Origin of the sequence: Microbulbifer weihaiensis (genome assembly GCF_048323715.1) — a bacterium.
Taxonomy (GTDB): Bacteria; Pseudomonadota; Gammaproteobacteria; order Pseudomonadales; family Cellvibrionaceae; genus Microbulbifer.
Map to the genome: position 1 here is coordinate 415101 of NZ_JBLWFL010000001.1, position 20004 is coordinate 435104.

Below are 20004 nucleotides of genomic sequence, written 5' to 3' on the forward strand. Positions count from 1 at the left end.
AACGCGAGGTGCATCCTTATATCACGGGGCAGAATTTCATATAGGCGCTTCATCCCGGTGAAACGGCATTTCATCGCGGATGCTCGAAGGGGCCGTTTTTCCGGCAGCGAAAACAAAATGCCCCGCTTGAAGCGGGGCATTGGCGTGGGTCATTGGCGCGGCAGCTTGTGCGAGATTTCAGAACGCGCGCGACCAACCGAAACGCAGGATATCCTGATCCATGGCCAGCTCGGCTTCGCCACCACCAAATGCGGCGGGGATGGAGTTGTTGCCCTGCACTTTGTTCTCGAACGCGTGGGTGTAAGACACGGTGAACTCGCCCACGCTGGTATTCCAGTCTGCGCCGAGGCTCCCGTGATCCTCGATCACACCGGGGGCGAGGATATTGATAAAGGCTTCACCGTCGGGGATCGGCTGCTCGGCGTGGCTGAAGCCGGCGCGCAGGGTGAGCGCATCGGTGAGCCGGTAGGCGGCGCCAATCTTGGTTACTTCCACGTCCTCCCAGCCAAAGCCGGGGCCATCTTCGGCGCCCAGCGGCTTGCCCTCGAACAGCAGGCCGAGGGAGTTGCCCACGGAACCGGTGTCGCTATACAGGATACGTTGCCAGTCCGCCGCCAGCGTCAGGCGCGGGGTCGCCGTCCAGCTCAGGCCGGCGCCATAGTTTTCCGGGATGTCAAAACCGCCGCCATCGGCGAACAGACCCTGATAGCGGTCGAAGTCGCTGGTCTCAATCCGCGAAGACCAGGTGAGCCCCAGGCTCAGGTTTTCGTGCAGGCGGCCGATCCAGCCGAGTTTTACCCCCCAGCCGTGGGCGGTGTCGTGTCCGCGGTCGGTGACGTTGCCGGCACTGGCGGAAACGTAGGGGTTGTCGAAAGCCTGCAGGCCGGTGGCTTCAAAGCGCTGCACGGCGAAGGTGGCGGCAACCCCGAAGGCGTGTTCCGGCGTCGGGCGGTAGGCCAGCGACGGAGTGATGAACAGCTGGGCGAGATCCACGCCGGCGGCTCCACTGGAGCCGAATGCGGCAAACGGGTTGCTTTCATAGCTCGTGTTCATGCCGCCGTTGCCGTATACGGCAATGCCGTAGCTCAGGCTCGGCGACAGGGCGCGGGTGTAGCCCAGCTCGGGGATGACGAAATCGGTCTTGTCATTGCCGTCGTAGTCGCCGTCGGCACCGGCCTGGTTGCCGCTGATACGCGCACTGCGATCAGGGCTGAACCAGGTGAGGCCTATGTCCAGTCGATCGCCCACCAGCGCGGTGCCCGCGGGGTTGTTGGCCGCGGTCAATGCGTCCTGCGGCAGGGCGATGCCCACGCCGGCCATCGCCTGCGCCTTGGGGCCGGCACCTTCGACGAAATAGCCATTGGTGGCCTGGGCGGAGAAGGCGGTGAGCAGTGCGGTGGAAGAAGCGATGGCGGCGGACAGGGGGGCGAGCTTGATGGTCATTGAACCTACTTAGTCAGGGCAAAAATTCGCACAGGGGGCGCTAATTGGGACGCTGATTCTAAGTTGGCGGTCATTGGCCGGTGAAATATGAAATATTTCTATGCTTATGCCCAAGTGGCGCCGCAGACAGCGCTGGTGATCGCAGCTCGGGATTCGGTGGAATGGCAAACTGCTGCGGTCGCTTGAGACGCAGCGGGAAAAACTCCCGCTGGCGATCCTGACATCGTATAGGGTTTAGCGCGTGCGCCGGGTGGCTCAGAAGGTCACGGCCGCCTGCGGTCGCAGTGCCGAAGGCGTGGTCGCCAGTGAGCTGAGCAGAAACCAGCGTGGCAGCGTATTGACAAGTTGGCGGTCGCCGACAATCTTGAGGCCGCGCTGGGTGCGAGCTTCTTCCAGTGGCAGCGTGCCGCCCCAGACTTCGATCAGTGTGCGCGCTGAACCGCTGAAGTAGACGTTTACATCCCGCCCCGGATCCTCGGTGCACAGGTCGCGTTCCGAGCCATTGGCCATCAGCCACCAGTTTGGAAATACCGGCACATCATTGAACTGGAATTTGAGTACGGCTTTACCGCCGGGGAAGTAGCTGTCGTCCAGGCGCCGCTGGATGTCCCATAGCAGTAACTCCGGATCCAGTTCCTCGTCGGCGATTTGTGCCCGGGCCCAGTACAGGCCCCAGTGCCCCAGCATGACTACCAGGGGGCCGACGGCGCGCCCGGATTCAGTCAGGAAGTATTCGTAGCCCTTGCCACCGTCAATCCTCTGGCGGTAAAGCAGTTCCGCCTGCTCCAGCTCGCGCAGGCGCTTGGCGAGTAAAGAAGGGGAAATACGTGACAGGCCGCGCTGCAGCTCGCTGTATTTACAGGTGCCGTGCAGGAGTTCGCGCAGGATCAGCAGCGTCCATCGTTCGCACAGGAGTTCCGCAGCCTTGGCGACGGGGCAAAACAGGCCGTACTTCATTATTGTTCCCTCAATAAGGTTTGGTGATACGGCAGCTACATAATCTGTAGCGAGATACTACATCTTATGCACTAGGTGACCAATTTTTCCTTTGCCAGAATGCACGCCTGTCGCAACTGATGAGCAAAAACAGGGAGAACATCATGGCAACGGAAACTGTGCGGGAATATCCATCCACCCCCGGTAATGGCGCTTCAATCACCAGTCGCACGCTGGTTTTTATTTACAGTATTTTCGCCTACGCAGTGGGCTGCTCGAGTCTGGTCGCACTCATCCTGTGGATGACCGGGCTGTTGCCCGTCGGGCTGCCACTGATTGCCCAGGGGCCCGTATTCGACAGCAGTGGTGTGGCAATCGCATGGAACCTGGCGTGGGTCATTGGTTTCGGCTACAAGCACACCGCCATGGCGCGTCCTCGCTTCAAAAACTGGTACAGCCAGTATTTTCCCGAAGCCAGCGTGCGCAGTACCTATGTGCTGGCCACCGGTGTTTACCTGCTGCCAATGCTTTATTTCTGGTCGCCGATGCCGGCGTCGGTCTGGCAGGCTGAAGGCATCACCCATGCCATACTCCTTGCCCTGGGTGGGCTCGGCTGGGTGATTCTGTTTGCCGCCACCTTCACCATCGACCACTTCGAACTATTTGGTTTGCGGCAGGGGTGGGAACACCTGCGCGGGCGCCCGGTTTCCAGCCCGCACTTTGTGCAGCGCGGTCTCTACCGCTATATCCGTCACCCGATCATGACCGGCATGTTGCTGGGCATCTGGTTCGTGCCGGAAATGTCAGCGCAGAAACTGCTGATGACGCTGGCACTGACTGCCTACGTGTTTATCGGTTTGTGGTTTGAGGAGCGCGCGCTGAAACGCACACTGGGTGCTGACTACGAAGAGTACAGCCGGCAGGTGGGACGCCTGCTGCCCCGGCTCGGTCGCTGAAATCCCGTTAGCGCAAAGGTATAAAACAAAAAAAACCGGCACGGGGCCGGTTTTTTTTGCGTCTGGAAAAACTCAGTTGCTCGGGAAGGAGAACTGCGCACCTTCACGCACACCACTGGACGGCCAGCGCTGGGTGATGGTTTTGCGATTGGTGTAGAAGCGCACACCATCCGGGCCGTAGGCGGACAGGCTGCCGAACAGGGAGCGCTTCCAGCCGCCGAAGCTGTGGTAGGAAACCGGCACCGGCAGCGGTACGTTGATACCCACCATGCCGACGAGGATGTTATCGCTGAAGTAGCGCGCCGCTTCGCCGTCGCGGGTAAAAATGCAGGTGCCGTTGCCGTACTCGTGATCGTTGATCATCTGCATGGCTTCTTCCATGCTGTTGGCGCGCACTACCAGCAGCACCGGGCCGAAGATTTCTTCTTCGTAGCAGGTCATGCCCGGCTTTACGTTGTCGATCAGGGTACCGCCGACAAAGAAACCGTTCTCGTAGCCGGCCACTTTCGGGTTGCGGCCGTCCACCACAATGGTGGCGCCCTGCTGCTCGGCGCTGGTGATGTAGCCATTCACCTTGTTCATGTGCGCTTCGGTGATTACCGGGCCGAAGTCGTTGCTGCTGTCGGTGTAGGCACCGACTTTCAGCTTCTGCATTTCTGCGCTCATTTTCTCGATCAGTGCATCGGCGGCGGCGTCGCCCACGCACACGGCTACTGACAGTGCCATGCAGCGTTCGCCGGAAGAGCCAAAGGCGGCACCGGTCAGTGCGGCTACCGCATTGTCCATGTCCGCGTCGGGCATGATGATCGCATGGTTCTTGGCGCCGCCCAGAGCCTGGCAGCGTTTGCCATGGGCGCTCGCGGTGGCGTATACGTATTCGGCAATCGGGGTGGAGCCCACGAAGCTGACGGCCTGCACGTGGGGATCGGTGAGCAGGGTGTCCACGGCAACCTTGTCACCGTTCACCACGTTCATTACGCCGTCCGGCAGGCCGGCTTCCTGCAGCAGCTTCGCCAGGTACAGGGAGGCGGACGGGTTGCGCTCGGATGGCTTCAGTACGAAGGTGTTGCCGCACACGATCGCCAGCGGGAACATCCACAGCGGTACCATCGCCGGGAAGTTGAACGGGGTGATACCGGCCACCACGCCGAGCGGCTGCATCTCGCTCCAGGAGTCGATGTTCGGGCCCACATTGCGGCTGTGTTCGCCTTTCAGCATCTGCGGCGCATAGCAGGCAAATTCCACGTTCTCGATGCCGCGGGTCAGTTCGCCCATGGCGTCGTGGGAAATCTTGCCGTGCTCCTCGCCGATCATTGCGCAGATCTGCTCGGCGTTGTCTTCCAGCAATTGCTTGAACTTGAACATCACCTTGGCGCGTTTGGCCGGTGGGGTGTTGCGCCACGCGGGGTAGGCGGCCTGGGCGGCAGCAATGGCTTCCTCGACAGTGCTCTTGGCCGCGATGGCCACCTGCTTGGTTGCCTCGCCGGTCGCCGGGTTGAAAACGTCCTGGGTGCGCTCGGCAGCGTCTACTACCTGGCCGTTGATAAAGTGACCCACAATGCTCATGTCTTTCCTCGCTCTCAATTCGGTATTCGTCGTTTTTTTATCGCCATGCCGGACCTGATCCGGCATCCAGCGTCGAGCCACTGGACTCCGGCCTGTGCCGGAGTGACGTGTGGGGGAATTAACCCGCCGCTACCTCGGCAACAGCATCGCCGAGCGCGCTGACCAGGGTGTCGACTTCATCGGGCTGCGCCACAAATGGCAGGCCCAGCTGGATGGTGTCGCCGCCGTAGCGCACGTAGAAACCCTTCTCCCACATCTTCATGGCGATCTGATAGGGACGCAGCAGCGGCTCACCCGGTGCCGCCTCGATGGTGAGGCCGGCGGCCACGCCGCAGTTGCGGATGTCGGTGATCAGAGGGCTGCCTTTCAGCTGGTGCACACGCTCTTCCAGCACTACCGCCAGTTCCCCGGCGCGGGCGAACAGGTTTTCCTTCTCCAGGATATCCAGGGAGGCCAGTGCCGCCGCGCAGGACACCGGGTGCGCGGAGTAGGTGTAGCCGTGTGGCAGCTCCAGCAGGTACTCTGGGCCACCCTGCTCCATAAAGGTGTCGTAGATTTCCTGCTTGGCAATCACCGCACCCATGGGCACCGCACCATTGGTGAGCTGTTTGGCGGTGTTGAGGATGTCCGGGGTTACGCCGAAGGCCTCGGCACCGGTGGCGGCGCCCATGCGGCCGAACGCGGTGATCACCTCGTCGAAGATCAGCAGGATGTTGTGCTGGGTGCAGATCTCACGCAGGCGCTGCAGGTAGCCCACCGGCGGCGGCAGCACACCGGCGGAACCGGCCATCGGCTCCACGATCACCGCAGCGATGTTGGAGGCGTCGTGCAGGGCGATCATTTCCAGCAGCTCGTCGGCCAGGTGTGCGCCTTCCTCCGGCATGCCCTTGCAGAACTTGTTCTGCGGCAGCACGGTGTGCGGCAGGTGGTCGGCATCCACGGCAGTGCCGTACAGGGCGCGGTTGGCGCCGATACCACCGACGCTGATACCGCCGAAGTTCACCCCGTGGTAGCCCTTGGCGCGGCCGATCAGCTTGGTCTTGCTGGGCATGCCCTTCTTGCGCCAGTAAGCGCGGGCGATCTTCAGGGAGGTCTCGGCCGACTCGGAGCCGGAGCCGGTGAAGAACACGCGGTTCAGGCCTTCCGGCATGAACTGGGTGATGCGTTCGGCCAGTTCGAAAGCCTTCGGGTGGCCAAACTGGAACGCCGGGGAGTAGTCCAGGGTACGTAACTGCTCACTTACTGCATCGGCGATTTCCACGCGGTTGTGGCCGGCGCCACAGGTCCACAGGCCGGAGAGGCCATCGAAGATACGGCGGCCATCGGCGCTGGTGTAATAGCAACCATCGGCACCGGTAATGATCCGCGGGTCTTTCTTGAACTGGCGGTTGCCTGTGTAGGCCATCCAGTGGGCATCCAGTTGAGACTGGGTCAGCCCGGCAAACTTGTCGCTCACGCTACTCTCCATTTCTTGTTATTTCCGCCCTGTTGGCGGTTGAGTTGCGGCAAATGTAGAAGAGGATCAAAGTTTCATAAATTGCAATTTATCGATCTTTAGTTTCATATATATGAAACTTTGTGAGGGGAAGCCATATGGCGCGCAAACAGGCAGCACTGCTGGGGCAGCTGAGTGACATCGACCTGCGGCTGCTGCGGGTATTCCGCGCGGTGGCGGAGGCGGGAGGCTTTACCGCGGCGGAGCTGGAGCTGAATGTGGGGCGCTCCACCATCAGCCGGCATATCAAGGACCTGGAAGTGCGCCTCGGGGTCAACCTGTGCCGCCGTGGTCGCGGCGGCTTCGCGCTCACCGATGAGGGACGCCAGATCTACCAGGCCACCCTCCGCTTGCTCGCTTCCCTGGACACTTTCCGCGGTGAGGTGGCGGATGTGCACAAGCGCATGACCGGGCATATCGCCATCGCCCTGTTTGACAAGATGGTCACCAACCCTGCGGCCCGTATCGGCGAGGCCCTGCGCCGCTTCGATGACCTGGCGCCGGAAGTGAGCCTGGATATCCACATCGAGCCCATCAACGAAATTGAGCGCGGGGTGATGGAAGGGCGTTTCCAGCTGGGGGTAATTCCCGCGCACCGCGCATCCCCCAGCCTCGAATACCAGCACCTGTTCTATGAGCAGATGTACCTCTATTGCGGCTATCGCCACCCCCTGTTCGAAACCGCAGACATCTCTATCGACGACGATGCGATCCGCAACTCGAAGTATGCAGGGCTTGGTTACCACTCGCCGAACATGGAGGTGGGCAATCGCCTGGGTCTCGAGCGGGACATTACCGTCAACGACCAGGAGGCCATCGTCCACTGCCTGCAGTCCGGCCGCTATATCGGCTATCTGCCGGATCACTATGCGGAAACGTTTTTGAAGAAAGGGGAGATCCGGGCGATCTGTCCACAGCGCTATCACTACGAATGCGATTTCGTCGCGATCCAGCGGGTTTCACCGAGGCCGTCACGGATTGTCCAGACATTGTGGGACTGTTTGGCAACTGTGCATGTCTAACGTACCAAAAAATATATTTACCAGTATTGGCCGTATAAAACTTAGCTCCCATTAATAGCAATGAATATTCGGGGCGTCTTGGAAGGCAGTTGTACTTAGGGTACCTTGCGCGACTTTAAAATCTTTGACCCGAATGGATTTGAAATGACAAGGATTGATCGCCTGGATGCCCTAAGGGGGATTGCTGCTCTGTTGGTGGTTTGGCAGCACACCTCCGAATCCTTCGTAAAAATTCCTGGAGTGGCCGAGCGCGGGAGCTGGTTGGCTGATGTGGCCTGGAGTGTGGATTTCGGGCGTATCGGTGTTGTGTGCTTTTTCCTGATTTCGGGATTTATCATTCCTCATAGTTTTTCTTCGGGGCAGGGGGCGTTAAAACAGTTTGCAGTTAGACGCTTCTTTCGGCTTTTCCCCATCTACTGGCTTTCCGTGTTGCTCGCAATTCTTATTGGTGGTGTTTTTGCCAGCCGGTCATGGGAGCCGGCAACCATTGTGGCGAATCTTACCATGCTGCAGAAAATCTTTGGCTACGCGCACATACAGGGGCTGTACTGGACTCTGCAGGTCGAATTGATCTTTTACAGTATCTGTGCCGGTCTGTTTTTTGCCGGAAAACTGCGCAACATGGTTTTCTTGACGATTCTTTCAGTCGGGCTGGTAGCCCTGTTTGCTGTGCAGGAAATTTTCATTCGACTGCAGGGGTGGGGTTTAGGTGTGTCAGCAGAGTTGAGGTATATCCCTTACTTTCTGGCGATAATGTTTTGCGGGACGATCCTGCGAGCAGTGATCTGGGATGACAATAGCTTGAGGATGAAGATTTTCTTCCTGATGGCACCTGCAGCAGCGTTTTCTATCCCGGTGGGTGTTCTTTTTCTGCACTGGGTTGGCATTTCCGTTATCGATGCGCCGATTCGTTTTGGTGCGCCCTACCCGATAGCTCTGGCAGTTTTCCTGTTGGCGGTATTTTTGCCGTGGCAGGTGCCGAAGCTGCTTTCCTGGCTGGGTCTTATAAGTTACTCAGTCTATTTGTTTCACCCGGTTGTAATGACACTGGTGCACTGGCTACACAAGCAATCTTGGGCCGCTTTTACCGGCCACTGGTCCCTGTGGGTATTCATGGGGTGGGCGTTTTTGGTCACTATTCTGATCGCATCAGCGACATACTATCTCGTGGAGCGGCCCGCGATTCAACTCGGACGGCGATTTAGCCGTGGCCGGGAAGTCGAACCGCTCGCTGTGGCATAACCATGGTTTGATGGGATTGATTAGGACTTTTATAGAGGTAAGTCTTAAATTAGCCTGAATTGCCGACGCCTTGCCTCCGCGAGGGCCTGTCGCCGCCGCATTTCCCGCTCAAGCTTCCAGCGCCGTTTATCTTCGTCTGTGGGCCATGCATCTGCTTCGGCCAGGGTGTGGATAACCGCCCGCCATAACTGTTCACAGTCCAGTCGCAGGGGGTTGTGGATAATCGGGTAGCGGTTTTCCTCATCACAGACCTGCAGCCAGCCGTGCAGCTGATGGTGCACCAGCAGTGTCGCCCTGGTATTGGAGCTTTTGGCCGCAAGGTTAATGAATGCCGAATGCAGCTGTGCACGGAAATTCTGTGTGCCCGCCATAAAGGCCACCGTGTTTTCGTGGTATTTCAGCTGCAGCTGGTAAAAGCGGTTGGGATGCATGGCTCTGTGCTGTTTGGCTGTGTACCGGTCAGAAGGAGACGCAGGTGTGGTTGCGCAGCCTGAGAACCGCCTGTTGCGCAAACTGCGTTTTGTAGGCCTGCATCACTTCCGCGATGGCCTTTTCACTTGTCCGGTTACCCGGGTGTACCACCAACAATATGTAACTGGGTTCGTGAATGATGTCGCCGGTACCGGATTGCCACTGCCCTGCGCCAGATAAGACGGTCAGTCCACGGGGGAACCTGGGTGTGATGGTATCTTGCAGAAATGCCCGCCACGCGTCGTCGTCCACGTCGCCGTCCGGCATTTTGGTTCCGAAAAACAGTTGGTCGTAAACCTGCGGGGTTTCGCCAGTGCGACAAGTGAGTGCAAGAGGGGAGGAGGGCGTAAGCGGGGTGGTACAGGCGGTAAGGCCAAAGCCAGCCACCATGTAGCCGATAAGAATGATGTTGCGCAAGCGCCCTCCCTGTCTCGCTGTATCAGTGCAGGAGACAGGTTACAGAGGGCGCGTGGCCAGTTCCAGTTAGAAGAAGATGAACTTGGCAATAAACAGTGCCGCCAGCGCATAGACGCTGATGCTCACATCTTTGGAGCGGCCGCTCAGGGTCTTGATCACTGCATAGGCGATAAAGCCCAGGGCGATACCGTTGGCGATGGAGAACGACAGCGGCATCATCACCGCCGCGATCACCGCCGGTGCGGCTTCGGTAATGTCATCCCAGTCGATGTTGGACAGGCCGGAAGTCATCAGCACCGCCACATACATCAGCGCGCCTGCGGTGGCACAGGCCGGCACCATTCCCACTAGCGGCGAGAAGAACAGGGCCAGCAGGAACAGGCCTGCACACACAACAGCGGTAAGACCGGTGCGGCCACCGGCGGCCACACCCGCGGTACTTTCCACATAGGTGGTGGTGGTGGACGAGCCGATCAGGGAGCCCACGGCAGACGCGGAGCTGTCCGCCATCAGGGCTTTACCCATACCCGGAAGCTGGCCTTTCTCATCCAGCAGTTTGGCGCGGTCGGCGGTGCTCAGCAGAGTGCCGGCGGTGTCGAACAGGTCCACAAACAGGAAGGCGAAGATCACGCTGATCATGCCTACGTTCAAAGCACCGGCGATGTCCAGCTGCAGGAAGGTCGGCGCCATGCTCGGTGGTGCCGACACCAGGCCGCCAAATGCAACCTTGCCCATGATCAGCGCGATGGCAGTCACCACCAGAATACCGATCATCACCGCACCGAGTACCTTGCGGTGAGCCAGCGCAGCAATCAGGAAAAAGCTCAACGCGGCCAGCACCGCATCGCTGGAGGTGATATCACCGAGGGTCACCAGGGTCGCCGGGCTCGCAGTGACGATACCGGCACTTTTCAGCGCGATGATCGCGAGGAACAGACCCACGCCGGCGGCCAGTGCCTGGCGCAAAGACATCGGAATACTGTCGATGACCCACTGGCGCACCTTGAAGATGCTCAGCAGCAGGAACACCACACCGGAGATAAACACCGCGCCCAGCGCCACCTGCCAGCTGTAGCCCATCTCACCGACAACCACGTAGCTGAAAAACGCGTTCAGGCCCATGCCGGGTGCCAGGGCAAAGGGGTAATTGGCGTAGAGCCCCATGATCAGGCAGCCAACCGCAGCGGCGAGACAGGTCGCAGTGAATACCGCTCCCTGATCCATACCGGCGGCCGCCATGATATTGGGGTTCACAAACACGATGTACGCCATGGTCAGGAAGGTCGTCAGGCCGGCGACAACTTCCTGGCGCACGCTGGTCTGGCGTTCCGAAATCTTGAACAAACGCTCCAGCAGCGAGGGCTGCGGAACTGCGTGTGACGCGGGTGTTGAAGTAACCGGGGTCGTGGTGTTTTCAGTCATGTTTTGGAGGCCGGGTCTTGTTTTGGTTGATTGATCAATTGCTGGATTCGTCCAGCAAACCTCTCTGCGATCAGAAGTGGTACTTCACCAGCAAGTTCACATTGCGCTCGTTGGAGTCGATACCGAAGGTGCCGTCCTTGATGCCAAACTTGTCATTCCAGTGCACATACTCCACACCGGCATACAGCTTTTTCGGTTTGCCGGCGCGCGCACCGATATCCCACTTCAGCTGCGACGTGAAGTTCATGCTTGAGTGTGCGTCGGCGGATGCGCTGGCCCAGTCGAGGAAACCGTCGTAGAGAAATTCTTCGCTGCCCAATTTAAACGGCAGGCCCCACGCCAGCGTCAGCTGTTCGTTATCGGCCTTGTCTTCATTGTTGCGCTGGTACAGGTTCGCCTGGAAGAAAGTGAAACCGGGTACATCCAGATCGAAACCCACACCAGCGAGAGTGTTTGCAAAATGTGGGCCGGTTGCGGTGAGGCGATCGGGGTCATCCATATTGCCGAGCTCGAGCTGCCCTGCCAGCAGGACGTCCTTAACCGGACCAAAAGCCAATTTCTTGCCGCTCAGCTTGCCCAGGCTCAGGCGCGGGGATATTTCGGAGTACCACTCTTTGGAGTTGTCATCCGACACCAGATAATCACTGAACAGGAACAGGTCACCCCAGCTGTGGCCACTGGCGTGCTCAAAGGTCATCACGGTGCGCTTGGAGTCGTTGCTGTCCAGGCTGTAGTGCACCTTGTAGTCGTTGCCGCGCAGGCCGGTCAGGCTGTTGTCCTGCCAGAACATTTCGGCGGAGCTGGAGACAGAGAACAAACCGGCGGCAAAAGCCAGTAGCGGGGACTTGGTCAGCTTCATTGGGTACCTCAGATTCGGCTGGCGGAGTCCATCCCGCGGCGATTGGCGACTTAATAGTCAGAAATTGGTTAAAAAATAAGCGCGGAATCTACCGGAATTAGACGTGCTTTTCCACTGCCATGACGGGCAATTGTGCTGCGAATGACCGCAGGGTAAGGGGTGTTTTTTGCTTTCAGTTGGGGATTCCTTGGGGCGCTGTTTGGAATTGGAGCTCTCACATAAGCCGAAGATTCGCCTGCGTGCTTGAATTCAGGTCGGGTATTCCTTCGACAGGGACGGAAGCTTTGATCCCGCCCGGCATCCCGCAGGGGGCCGAGGGGGTAAGAAGCGGCTCCCGCGTCTCGCCGGTCGCTGCGTTCTGCTAATCTGCCAGTGAGTTTTCCACTGCTGCAGGCGTGTGAAATCAACTGTGCCTGCAGGCAAACCTGCCGCCAACCGGTGTGCTTGCCATCGAGAGGAACGTCGATGAAATCCAACTGTATGCACCTGGCGATACCCGCCGGTGACCTGGAAGCAGCGAAAACCTTTTACTGTGATGTGCTGGGCTGCAAAACCGGCAACAGTGAAGCCGGGCGCTGGGTGGACATTGATTTCTGGGGCAATGAACTCACGCTGCACCAGAGCGAGGAGCAGCTGCCCAGTGTGCGCCACGATGTGGACATGGGCGCGGTGGCGGTGCCGCACTTTGGTGCGCACCTGCCGAACGATGAATTCCAGGCATTGAAGGGGCGCATCGAGGCCGCCGGCCTCACTTACCTGGACAAACCGTATCGTCGGTTTGTGGGCAATGAATACGAGCAGGAAACCTTCTTTATCCAGGATCCCAACGGAAACGTGCTGGAAATGAAATCCATGGTCAATCCCGAGCTGATGTTCAAATAGCCACCGGGGATCCAGCCCGCGCTGCTGGGGGCTGCACACCCGAATCGAGCATTAAAGATTAACGATGCTGGTCAGCGCGGTGAACGTGGTGGCGGTGCCGAGCAGGGTCAGATAGCCGATACCCAGGATCGTGAATTTGACCGAAGTCGCCAGCCAGCCCTGCCGGTAAACCCGTTTCTGCATCAGCAGCAGGTACACCGGCACCCACACGGCCAGCGCGCTCAGCGTCAGGGTAAACAGGGTGTCTACAAAAGTTCCTGGTGTTGCCAGCCAGGCGCGCAGATCGAACAGCACGACCGCCAGCAATAAAGCCAGGGACAAAAACGCGTGGCTGTGCAGGGCGACGATCAGGTGCTCCATATACAGGCGGCGCTTCAGCAGATACAACACGCTGAGGAGCAGCGCAAAAAATGGCAGCATGATAAACAGCGCCGATGGAATCGCGCCAAACAGGGCATCCTTGAGCAGGTTTGGATCCTGCTGGATACGCCCGATGTTGTTCGCCAGTCTCTCGCTCTTCTTTTCCAGCCAGGTATTGATTGCCTGCGGTGCGCCGGCGATCTGCAGCGGGTTGGAGTTGCGCTGCTGCGGTTGGCTGTCACTGTCGATAACGGCAGTCGGATCCAGTTCCCGGATACGGCGTTGTGCCTGGCCCCGCACCACCTGTTCAAAACCCGCCATCACGCCGCGCATACCCGGTACATCGGTGGATTCCCTGGCCGCGTCCTCGATGTCCGCAAGGGCCTGGTCACGCAAGCGCAGGACTTCCTCAATGCTGGTGGCCTCGGCGATATTCTGTTCAACGCCGGACAGCTGAATCCGTCCTTCTGCATCGGTGACGTTCACAGTAGTGACATCACGCCAGTCGCTGCTGAACTGTGCCAGGAAGAAAGCTGTCAGGCACAGGAACACAAACAGGCGCACCGGACTCACATAACGCATGCGGCGGCCAGCGAGATATTCATTGGTCAGGAAGCCGGGTTTGCAGAGCAGTGGGCCGAGGGTGCGTGAAATCCGCGAATCGAGGCCGAACACCGATTCGAAAAAATCCCCAATTAATTCCGGGAAGTGCCGCACGAGGCCTTTTGCCGGCTGGCCGCAGGCGTAGCAATGAGATCCGAGCAACGGCTCGTTGCAGTTCCCGCACCTGGCTTCCGGTGTGCCTGCCGGATCATTAGCCGTCGGTTTAGGTGCCTGCTCCGGCAGCTGCCCGCTTGTTGTTTCCTGTTCCGTCAGGATATCCGTTTCACTCATGGCGCAATCGCGGGCCCGCCGCATAAATCAGAGACTAAGGGTTAACCCGTGAATACCGGCTGCAAGCGCGGGCAAACGGGCGTGGAGGATGCCTGATCATAAGGGCAAACCGGCGCCCGGGACACTACCGGCCGCTTGTGCGATCTCGCCAGCTGCAACGATGAATGCTGTTTTATCCCTCGAGACAGGTGAGGCAGGCGAGGTGTGCCGACAAGTAAAGATTGTCGTGCCAATACTCGTGGCGACGATCAATGAAACCGGCACCTGCGTACTACGCTAAACGGTTCAGAGTGCGGGAAAGAAGCGGTGCCGAGGATCCTGCGCCAATGATAAAAATCCGAGGGCACAATGACCATTCTCGCGATCGATCTGGGTACCACCAACAGTGCCTGCGCCATCTGGCGTGACGGCGACGCCATATATATCCCCAACAAACTTGGCGACCTGCTTACGCCTTCGGTCGTGGGCATTGATGCCCGCGGTGAAGTACTGGTGGGCAGGGCGGCGAAAGAGCGGCTTATTACAAACCCGGCCGATACCGTGGCTGTGTTCAAGCGGTTGATGGGTACCTCGCATAAAGTCGTCATCGCCAACCGGACATTCAATGCCGTCGAACTGTCGTCACTGGTGATCAAATCACTCAAGGAGGATGCCGAGGCATTTCTCGGGTGCCCGGTGGAGCAGGCGGTTATCAGCGTGCCAGCCTACTTCAATGACAACCAGCGTTTTGCCACCAAGAAAGCCGGTGAACTGGCCGGCCTCAGGGTCGATCGCCTGATCAACGAACCGACAGCCGCTGCCATGGCCTACGGGCTGCACGAAAAGAAAGAGGGGGTGTTTGTTGTCGTGGATCTCGGTGGCGGAACCCTGGATGTAACCGTACTGGAATTTTTCGAAGGCGTGATGCAGGTGCATGCTTCGGCCGGAGACAACTTTCTGGGCGGGGAAGATTTTGTCGACGCCATGGTGGATGCCGCACTGAAACTCGCGGGTTGTGACCGAAGTGGGCTGTCGCCGACAGAGCTGCACCAGCTGCATATCAAAATGGAAACGGCGAAACGCCGCATATCCGGTGCGGCACAGGAGATTACTTTTACCGGGGCAGGACAGTCCCATTCGATTTCGGTCGACAGCGACTGGTTTGTCAGGGTGGTAACCCCGCTGCTGGTGCGACTGCAGCGACCGATTGGGAACGCGCTGCGGGATGCAGGTATCTCACCGTCGGAAATTGACGAGGTTGTGCTGGTTGGCGGAGCTACCAAAATGGCCGCGGTGCGTTCGGCGGTGGCAAAACTGTTCCGTCGCTTGCCGGCCTGTACGATTGATCCTGACTTTGCCGTGGTAAAAGGTGGGGCAGTGCAGGCCGGGTTGGCAACGAAGGATGCCGCACTGGAGGATCTTGTGCTGACCGACGTATGTCCGTTCACCCTCGGCATCAACTCGCTGGATGGAGACAAGGGTGAGTATCTTGAGGTGTTTTCTCCCATCATTGAGCGCAACGCCACCGTGCCCGTCAGCCGGGTCAAGCGCTTCTATACCGTAGCGGACAATCAGACTGAAATTAAGATCAGCGTCTATCAGGGGGAGCACCGGCAGCCGTCCAAGAATGTCTTTCTTGGCAGTATGGATATTGCAGTGCCGAATAACCGGGCCATGGAAGAGTCGGTTGACGTGCGCTTCAGCTATGACATGAACGGTATTCTGGATGTTGATGTCACCGTGGTGAGCAGTGGGCGTAAATATAACAAGGTCATCAAGAATTCCCCTGCCAGCCTCAGTGAGGAGGAATTCAAGAAATCCCTGGCACGCCTGCAGAAACTGAAATTCCACCCGCGCGAGAGTGAGAAAAACCGAGCGCTGCTGGCGCGGGGGGAGCGCCTGTACGAAATGTCACTCGGCGAAAACCGCGAGAGGATCGGCCAGATAATTTCCGGTTTTGAGGCGGTACTGAATCGCCAGAACGAAGTGGACATCGCCAAGGCACAGAAGGAGTTTGAGCAGCGGCTGGAGGAGTATGATCTGGAGGAGTGGCTGTAATGAACTGCTGGGGCATTCTCGAGATTCCGGAGGCCAGTGATCGCATTACGATCAAGAAGGCCTATGCACGCCTGATCAAAAAGTTCCGGCCGGATGAAGCGCCGCAGGAATTCCAGAAAATCAACGATGCGTACCAGGAGGCACTCTTTCGGCTCGAATATCCTGGCTCCACTGATGATCAGACGCCACATGGGCGAAGCGAGCCGCTTGGCGAGGACACCGCGAAGGGAGACGCCGTACCGGAAGAATTCCTGCCCCCGGGGATGACCGCAGAAGTGTTTCACCGTATCAATGAGGCGATAGAACATTTTCCGGAGGATCAGTTTGAGCTGGAGCTGGAGGATTACCGGATTACGCGGCAGGATGGGGGCTTTACCGTCGAGTGCCTGAGCGCGCTGGAGGCCCAGGAACCGGCACAGTACCTGGATGACCCCCAGCAACAGGCCCTGGCGGATGCGCTTGCCCGGCTGGACTCTATCTTCGCCGCACCGGATACCGCCAATGAAAGGCACTGGGATTTTCTCGCCGACTGTCGCTATCTGCTGGATGCGGAATTCCGCTACCACCTGACGGGCCAAATCCTGCAGAAAATCGCCCAGTACAACCTTTCGCGGTCTGGAGCTGCGCAGGCACCGGTGGGGGTGGGGGCGATGGAGCGGCTCGATCAATATCTCAATTTTAGCCAGTTGAGCAATTCCGATTTTCACTGGATCAGTGAGCGGGAGTGGAATGCACTTCGTGTGCCGCGTGATGCGAGTTCGCCGGCTGGACTGGGTGTCAAAGGTGGGCGAGTGGAGCGCGCGAGCCTGATCGGATTTTATGAAGCCACGGATCGGGGTATCTGGCGGGAACTGATGCCACTGTTTGGCGGTGCGGTGATGGTTACTGGGCTGGTATTGCTCGCGATTTTCTTATATTCACGAGGTTTCAGTCAGTTCTTTTCTCTGGCAATACCCGCATTATTGACTCTATTTTTCAAGTGTTACTTGTCAAGTCGGTAAAGGCCGCTTCGGCAAATCAGTTTTTTTAGATCAAAAAAAACGGGCCCGTAGGGCCCGTTTTCGGATATCCAGTACGATTACAGTACTACGATATTCTCTGCCTGCAGGCCTTTGGCGCCTTGAGTTACATTGAACTCAACGGCCTGGCCTTCGGTCAGGGTGCGGAAGCCGGTGCTGGCGATGGCGCTGAAGTGCGCAAATACGTCTGGGCCAGACTGCTGCTCAATAAAGCCAAAGCCTTTGGTTTCGTCGAACCACTTAACGGTTCCAGTCACTGTATTGGACATTGATAAATCCTGGTGTTGAATCGGATTGGTGCCTACGAGAGGCGGTGTTGCTTGGAAAATAAGCCGAGACTTAAAAACACAGGACGAGGTATTACGAGTAAAACAGCGAAATGTAGATTGTAAATATTTGGCTTTCTTTCTAGCAGGCAACCACTCTATAGGTATCCGGGCGGGCTGTCTACAAAATGTTCAGGTTTCTGTGAATTCTCTGCCGGTTGGCCAGTCAGGCGCACGGAATCCGGGCACTCTGGGGGCTTTAGTGGCCTGCAGGGGCTCTTTCCGCTTGTCGCGTCCGGGAACAGGGGCCGTTTTCCGGCGTTTCACTGGCGACGAGGAGGTCAGCCGTTGTTGTCGATCTTTTCGCGCAGCCGGCCGAACACATCGCGGATCAGTCGTTTTGCTGCCGGCGTTTTCTGGTCGATCTCACTGCGCAGTGCCAATAATTCCTGATTCTCCGGCTCCACGGCCAGGCCGCGCTTGACGTTGCGATCCGCCATTTTGAGGTCGCCTTCCAGCAGGCTGGCACGGGCGCGACGGGTGTATTCCGCCACCACCAGCCGGATTCCGGCCTGCGCGTGCGGATTATCGGCATCCAGTGCCAGTGCCTCGCGGTAAAAATGCAGGGCGTTATTGTCTTTTGGACGGTTCAGATCCCCGCGCTCCAGGGCCTCGGCGCCGCGTGCCACGTAGTCCTGCACCCGTCTTTCTGTCACCAGGGCCAGCCCTTTGAGGGCGTCGCGATTGTCCTCATCCAGCAGCAGTACCTGGCGAAAGTAATAACGGGCGTTGTCCTGTTCCGGGAATATATAGCGCTCCTGCTCCAGGCCCAGTTCTGCCTGTTGCAGCAGGCGGTCGATCTCACGATCCGTCTCGCTTTCATGGGTGAGTGCGAGCAGCAGGAGTACTGCGCTGGCAATCCCCGCAGCTGGCAGCAATAAGCGCTGTTTGCCAGCAAGCCAGCGCCGGATATCCGGGCGCCTGTGCTTGGAGGAACCGCCGGGGTTGGCCGGCAACAGCAGCGGATCAATTGCTGCTACCAGCTCTTCACTGCTGCGAAAGCGCGCGCCGGGCTGTTTGGCCAGCATGCGCGACAGCAGTGGCGACAGGTAGTCGTAATGGGCCGGCAACTCGGGCAGCGGCAACTGGATATGATTAATGGCTGTACTGGTATGGCTCTCGCCCTTGAACGGGTTATACCCGAGCAACAGCTCCAGCAGGATCACACCCAGGCCGTAGATATCGGTGGTGATATCCAGCGGCTTGCCCTGGGCTTGCTCGGGGCTGCTGTAAGAAGGGCTGCCGAGGCTGAAGCCGGCCTGGGTCAGGTCCGAGTTGTTGTCCACATCCTTGGCGATGCCGAAGTCGGTCAGCACGGCGGTACCGTCGTCGCGGAACAGGATATTGGCCGGCTTTACGTCGCGGTGGATGATGCCTTTGGCGTGCACCACCGCAAGTCCCTGGGCAATCTCGCGGATCAGGCGCAATACCGCATCGGGTTCGCGAAAACGTTCCCGATTTTCATCCAGGTCACCACCGCCCACAAACTCCATCGCGATGTAATGGTCGCCACCGGGCAGGGTGGAAATATCGTGGATGGTGATGATGTGGGGGTTGCTGAGGCTGGCAATAAAATGCGCTTCGTTGATAAAGCGTTCATTCAGCTGCGCTTCGTGGCTGTTGCGCAATACCTTGATCGCCACCTTGCGGTTCAGGGATTCCTGGGTGGCCAGGTAAACCGATGCCATACCGCCCTGGCCAATGGGGCCGTGCACGGTGTAACCGGGTATATGAAGTTGGGAGTGCGTCATAACTTCCAGCTTTGCCAACAGAGGGGGTGGGCTGCCGAAGTGGTCTTCAGCAATCGATGTACCAATGGGAAGCTGGCAAGGATACCGATGCAACAAGGTGAGATAAACCGACACCGGCACAAAACCGGGCAAGATACCGCTGGCTAGCGGTAATGGACTGGCACAGCAGCCTGTGGACGCTGGCGAGGCTGGTACAAAGCGGTGATATTTTGTGCAGTTCGGTATTGTGCACAGGCAAGGCGGCAAAAAGGCGCACGTTCCTTGCCGCCAGGAGTAATCAGGTGGTAAACCGGTGCAGGGCAGGCCTCACCACCGGTTTTTGATCCGAAGCAGGACAGTCAGCGTAGCTGGCGGTAGCGCAGGGAGCGCTACTGTTGGCCTGCTATTTACCCTGTTCCTGCTGTTGCAGCTCGGTCATGAAATCACAGGTAATGAGCTTGATACCACGCTCTCTCGCCACTTCCTCGACCCGCTTTTTGATCTTCGAACGAACAAAGACCGGAGCCATTTTCAGGGCTTCCTCGGCGAAGATATCCCATTCCAGTTCTTCAGTGCTCATGGCTCAGTCTCCAAGTTTGGCTATCGCGATCTGGTAATTGTTGTGCTGATTTCAAAGTCTATCGGCTGGGGGAGTGGTGAATATGCGAAAAGTCATTTTTGGACTAAGGTTCCAATCGCCTCTCTTCCATTATTTTCAGATCCTTTGACAACACCCCGTAGCCGAGCCACTGCCCTTTGCCAGTATCGGCTGATTTGGCTCGCACGAGGCTCGGGGGAGAAGGTCGATCTTTGCCGGCGATTTTCATATGCTTCGGTGCTTATCCTAGGCAGGGCGTATCATCGAACATTTCGCACACGCCAAAAGCGTCGCTCGCCCCGTTCACTCCACACACTGTGCAACCAGTA

Annotated in this window: 18 protein-coding genes; 6 read left to right on the forward strand and 12 right to left on the reverse strand. The window is 58.4% G+C overall.

Translation table 11 applies throughout. The features are described 5' to 3' along the window. Positions 1-177: 177 nt before the first annotated feature. Positions 178-1443 (reverse strand): OmpP1/FadL family transporter, encoded by a 1266-nt coding sequence (locus ACNKU7_RS01730; protein ID WP_418295228.1) that lies wholly within the window; start codon positions 1441-1443, stop codon positions 178-180. 255 nt (positions 1444-1698) lie between these two features. Then, the gene (locus tag ACNKU7_RS01735; RefSeq protein ID WP_418295229.1) at positions 1699-2400 is read right to left on the reverse strand and encodes a winged helix-turn-helix transcriptional regulator; all 702 of its coding nucleotides are present in this window, start codon (positions 2398-2400) and stop codon (positions 1699-1701) included. A gap of 143 nt (positions 2401-2543) precedes the next feature. Between ACNKU7_RS01735 and ACNKU7_RS01740 the strand changes: the two genes are divergently transcribed. Further along, complete coding sequence (locus tag ACNKU7_RS01740) at positions 2544-3335, forward strand: methyltransferase family protein (RefSeq protein ID WP_418295230.1); 792 nt, start codon at positions 2544-2546, stop codon at positions 3333-3335. Between the two features lie 72 nt (positions 3336-3407). Here the strand turns inward: ACNKU7_RS01740 and ACNKU7_RS01745 are convergent, their stop codons facing one another. Further along, a complete protein-coding gene (locus ACNKU7_RS01745) occupies positions 3408-4901 on the reverse strand; it encodes a CoA-acylating methylmalonate-semialdehyde dehydrogenase (RefSeq protein WP_418295231.1) in 1494 nt (497 codons plus the stop codon). A gap of 118 nt (positions 4902-5019) precedes the next feature. Then, positions 5020-6369 carry an omega-aminotransferase AptA gene (gene aptA, locus ACNKU7_RS01750; RefSeq protein WP_418295232.1) on the reverse strand — a complete coding sequence of 450 codons (1350 nt, stop codon included), beginning with the start codon at positions 6367-6369 and terminating at the stop codon, positions 5020-5022. Between the two features lie 125 nt (positions 6370-6494). Here aptA and ACNKU7_RS01755 point away from each other — a divergent pair, with 125 nt between their 5' ends. After that, complete coding sequence (locus ACNKU7_RS01755; protein WP_418295233.1) at positions 6495-7418, forward strand: LysR family transcriptional regulator; 924 nt, start codon at positions 6495-6497, stop codon at positions 7416-7418. 144 nt (positions 7419-7562) lie between these two features. After that, a complete protein-coding gene (locus ACNKU7_RS01760; protein WP_418295234.1) occupies positions 7563-8660 on the forward strand; it encodes an acyltransferase family protein in 1098 nt (365 codons plus the stop codon). A gap of 44 nt (positions 8661-8704) precedes the next feature. On the opposite strand, the gene ACNKU7_RS01765 is transcribed toward ACNKU7_RS01760, so the two are convergent. The 4 genes from ACNKU7_RS01765 to ACNKU7_RS01780 form a co-directional block, all read right to left on the reverse strand. Further along, positions 8705-9091 carry a hypothetical protein gene (locus tag ACNKU7_RS01765; protein ID WP_418295235.1) on the reverse strand — a complete coding sequence of 129 codons (387 nt, stop codon included), beginning with the start codon at positions 9089-9091 and terminating at the stop codon, positions 8705-8707. 28 nt (positions 9092-9119) lie between these two features. Beyond that, positions 9120-9548, reverse strand: a complete 429-nt coding sequence (locus tag ACNKU7_RS01770; protein ID WP_418295236.1) for a DUF3574 domain-containing protein — start codon at positions 9546-9548, stop codon at positions 9120-9122. Between the two features lie 66 nt (positions 9549-9614). Beyond that, a complete protein-coding gene (locus ACNKU7_RS01775; protein ID WP_418295237.1) occupies positions 9615-10970 on the reverse strand; it encodes an NCS2 family permease in 1356 nt (451 codons plus the stop codon). Positions 10971-11040: 70 nt separating this feature from the next. Continuing rightward, the gene (locus ACNKU7_RS01780) at positions 11041-11829 is read right to left on the reverse strand and encodes an outer membrane protein OmpK (protein WP_418295238.1); all 789 of its coding nucleotides are present in this window, start codon (positions 11827-11829) and stop codon (positions 11041-11043) included. 465 nt (positions 11830-12294) lie between these two features. Here ACNKU7_RS01780 and ACNKU7_RS01785 point away from each other — a divergent pair, with 465 nt between their 5' ends. Beyond that, the gene (locus ACNKU7_RS01785) at positions 12295-12711 is read left to right on the forward strand and encodes a VOC family protein (RefSeq protein ID WP_418295239.1); all 417 of its coding nucleotides are present in this window, start codon (positions 12295-12297) and stop codon (positions 12709-12711) included. A 51-nt stretch (positions 12712-12762) separates the two neighbouring features. Here ACNKU7_RS01785 and ACNKU7_RS01790 read toward each other — a convergent pair whose 3' ends face one another. Then, complete coding sequence (locus tag ACNKU7_RS01790) at positions 12763-13965, reverse strand: DUF3667 domain-containing protein (protein WP_418295240.1); 1203 nt, start codon at positions 13963-13965, stop codon at positions 12763-12765. Between the two features lie 348 nt (positions 13966-14313). Between ACNKU7_RS01790 and ACNKU7_RS01795 the strand changes: the two genes are divergently transcribed. Further along, positions 14314-16002 carry an Hsp70 family protein gene (locus ACNKU7_RS01795; RefSeq protein WP_418295241.1) on the forward strand — a complete coding sequence of 563 codons (1689 nt, stop codon included), beginning with the start codon at positions 14314-14316 and terminating at the stop codon, positions 16000-16002. After that, a complete protein-coding gene (locus ACNKU7_RS01800) occupies positions 16002-17003 on the forward strand; it encodes a J domain-containing protein (protein WP_418295242.1) in 1002 nt (333 codons plus the stop codon). The genes ACNKU7_RS01795 and ACNKU7_RS01800 overlap by 1 nt, the downstream gene beginning before the upstream one ends. A gap of 77 nt (positions 17004-17080) precedes the next feature. Here the strand turns inward: ACNKU7_RS01800 and ACNKU7_RS01805 are convergent, their stop codons facing one another. The 3 genes from ACNKU7_RS01805 to ACNKU7_RS01815 all read right to left on the reverse strand — a co-directional run bounded on the left by ACNKU7_RS01805 (position 17081) and on the right by ACNKU7_RS01815 (position 19657). Then, complete coding sequence (locus ACNKU7_RS01805) at positions 17081-17290, reverse strand: cold-shock protein (protein WP_418295243.1); 210 nt, start codon at positions 17288-17290, stop codon at positions 17081-17083. A 338-nt stretch (positions 17291-17628) separates the two neighbouring features. Then, positions 17629-19098, reverse strand: a complete 1470-nt coding sequence (locus ACNKU7_RS01810; protein ID WP_418295244.1) for a protein kinase domain-containing protein — start codon at positions 19096-19098, stop codon at positions 17629-17631. Between the two features lie 382 nt (positions 19099-19480). Continuing rightward, positions 19481-19657: a hypothetical protein gene (locus ACNKU7_RS01815; RefSeq protein WP_418295245.1), complete on the reverse strand. Its 177-nt coding sequence runs from the start codon at positions 19655-19657 to the stop codon at positions 19481-19483. Positions 19658-20004: the final 347 nt, after the last annotated feature.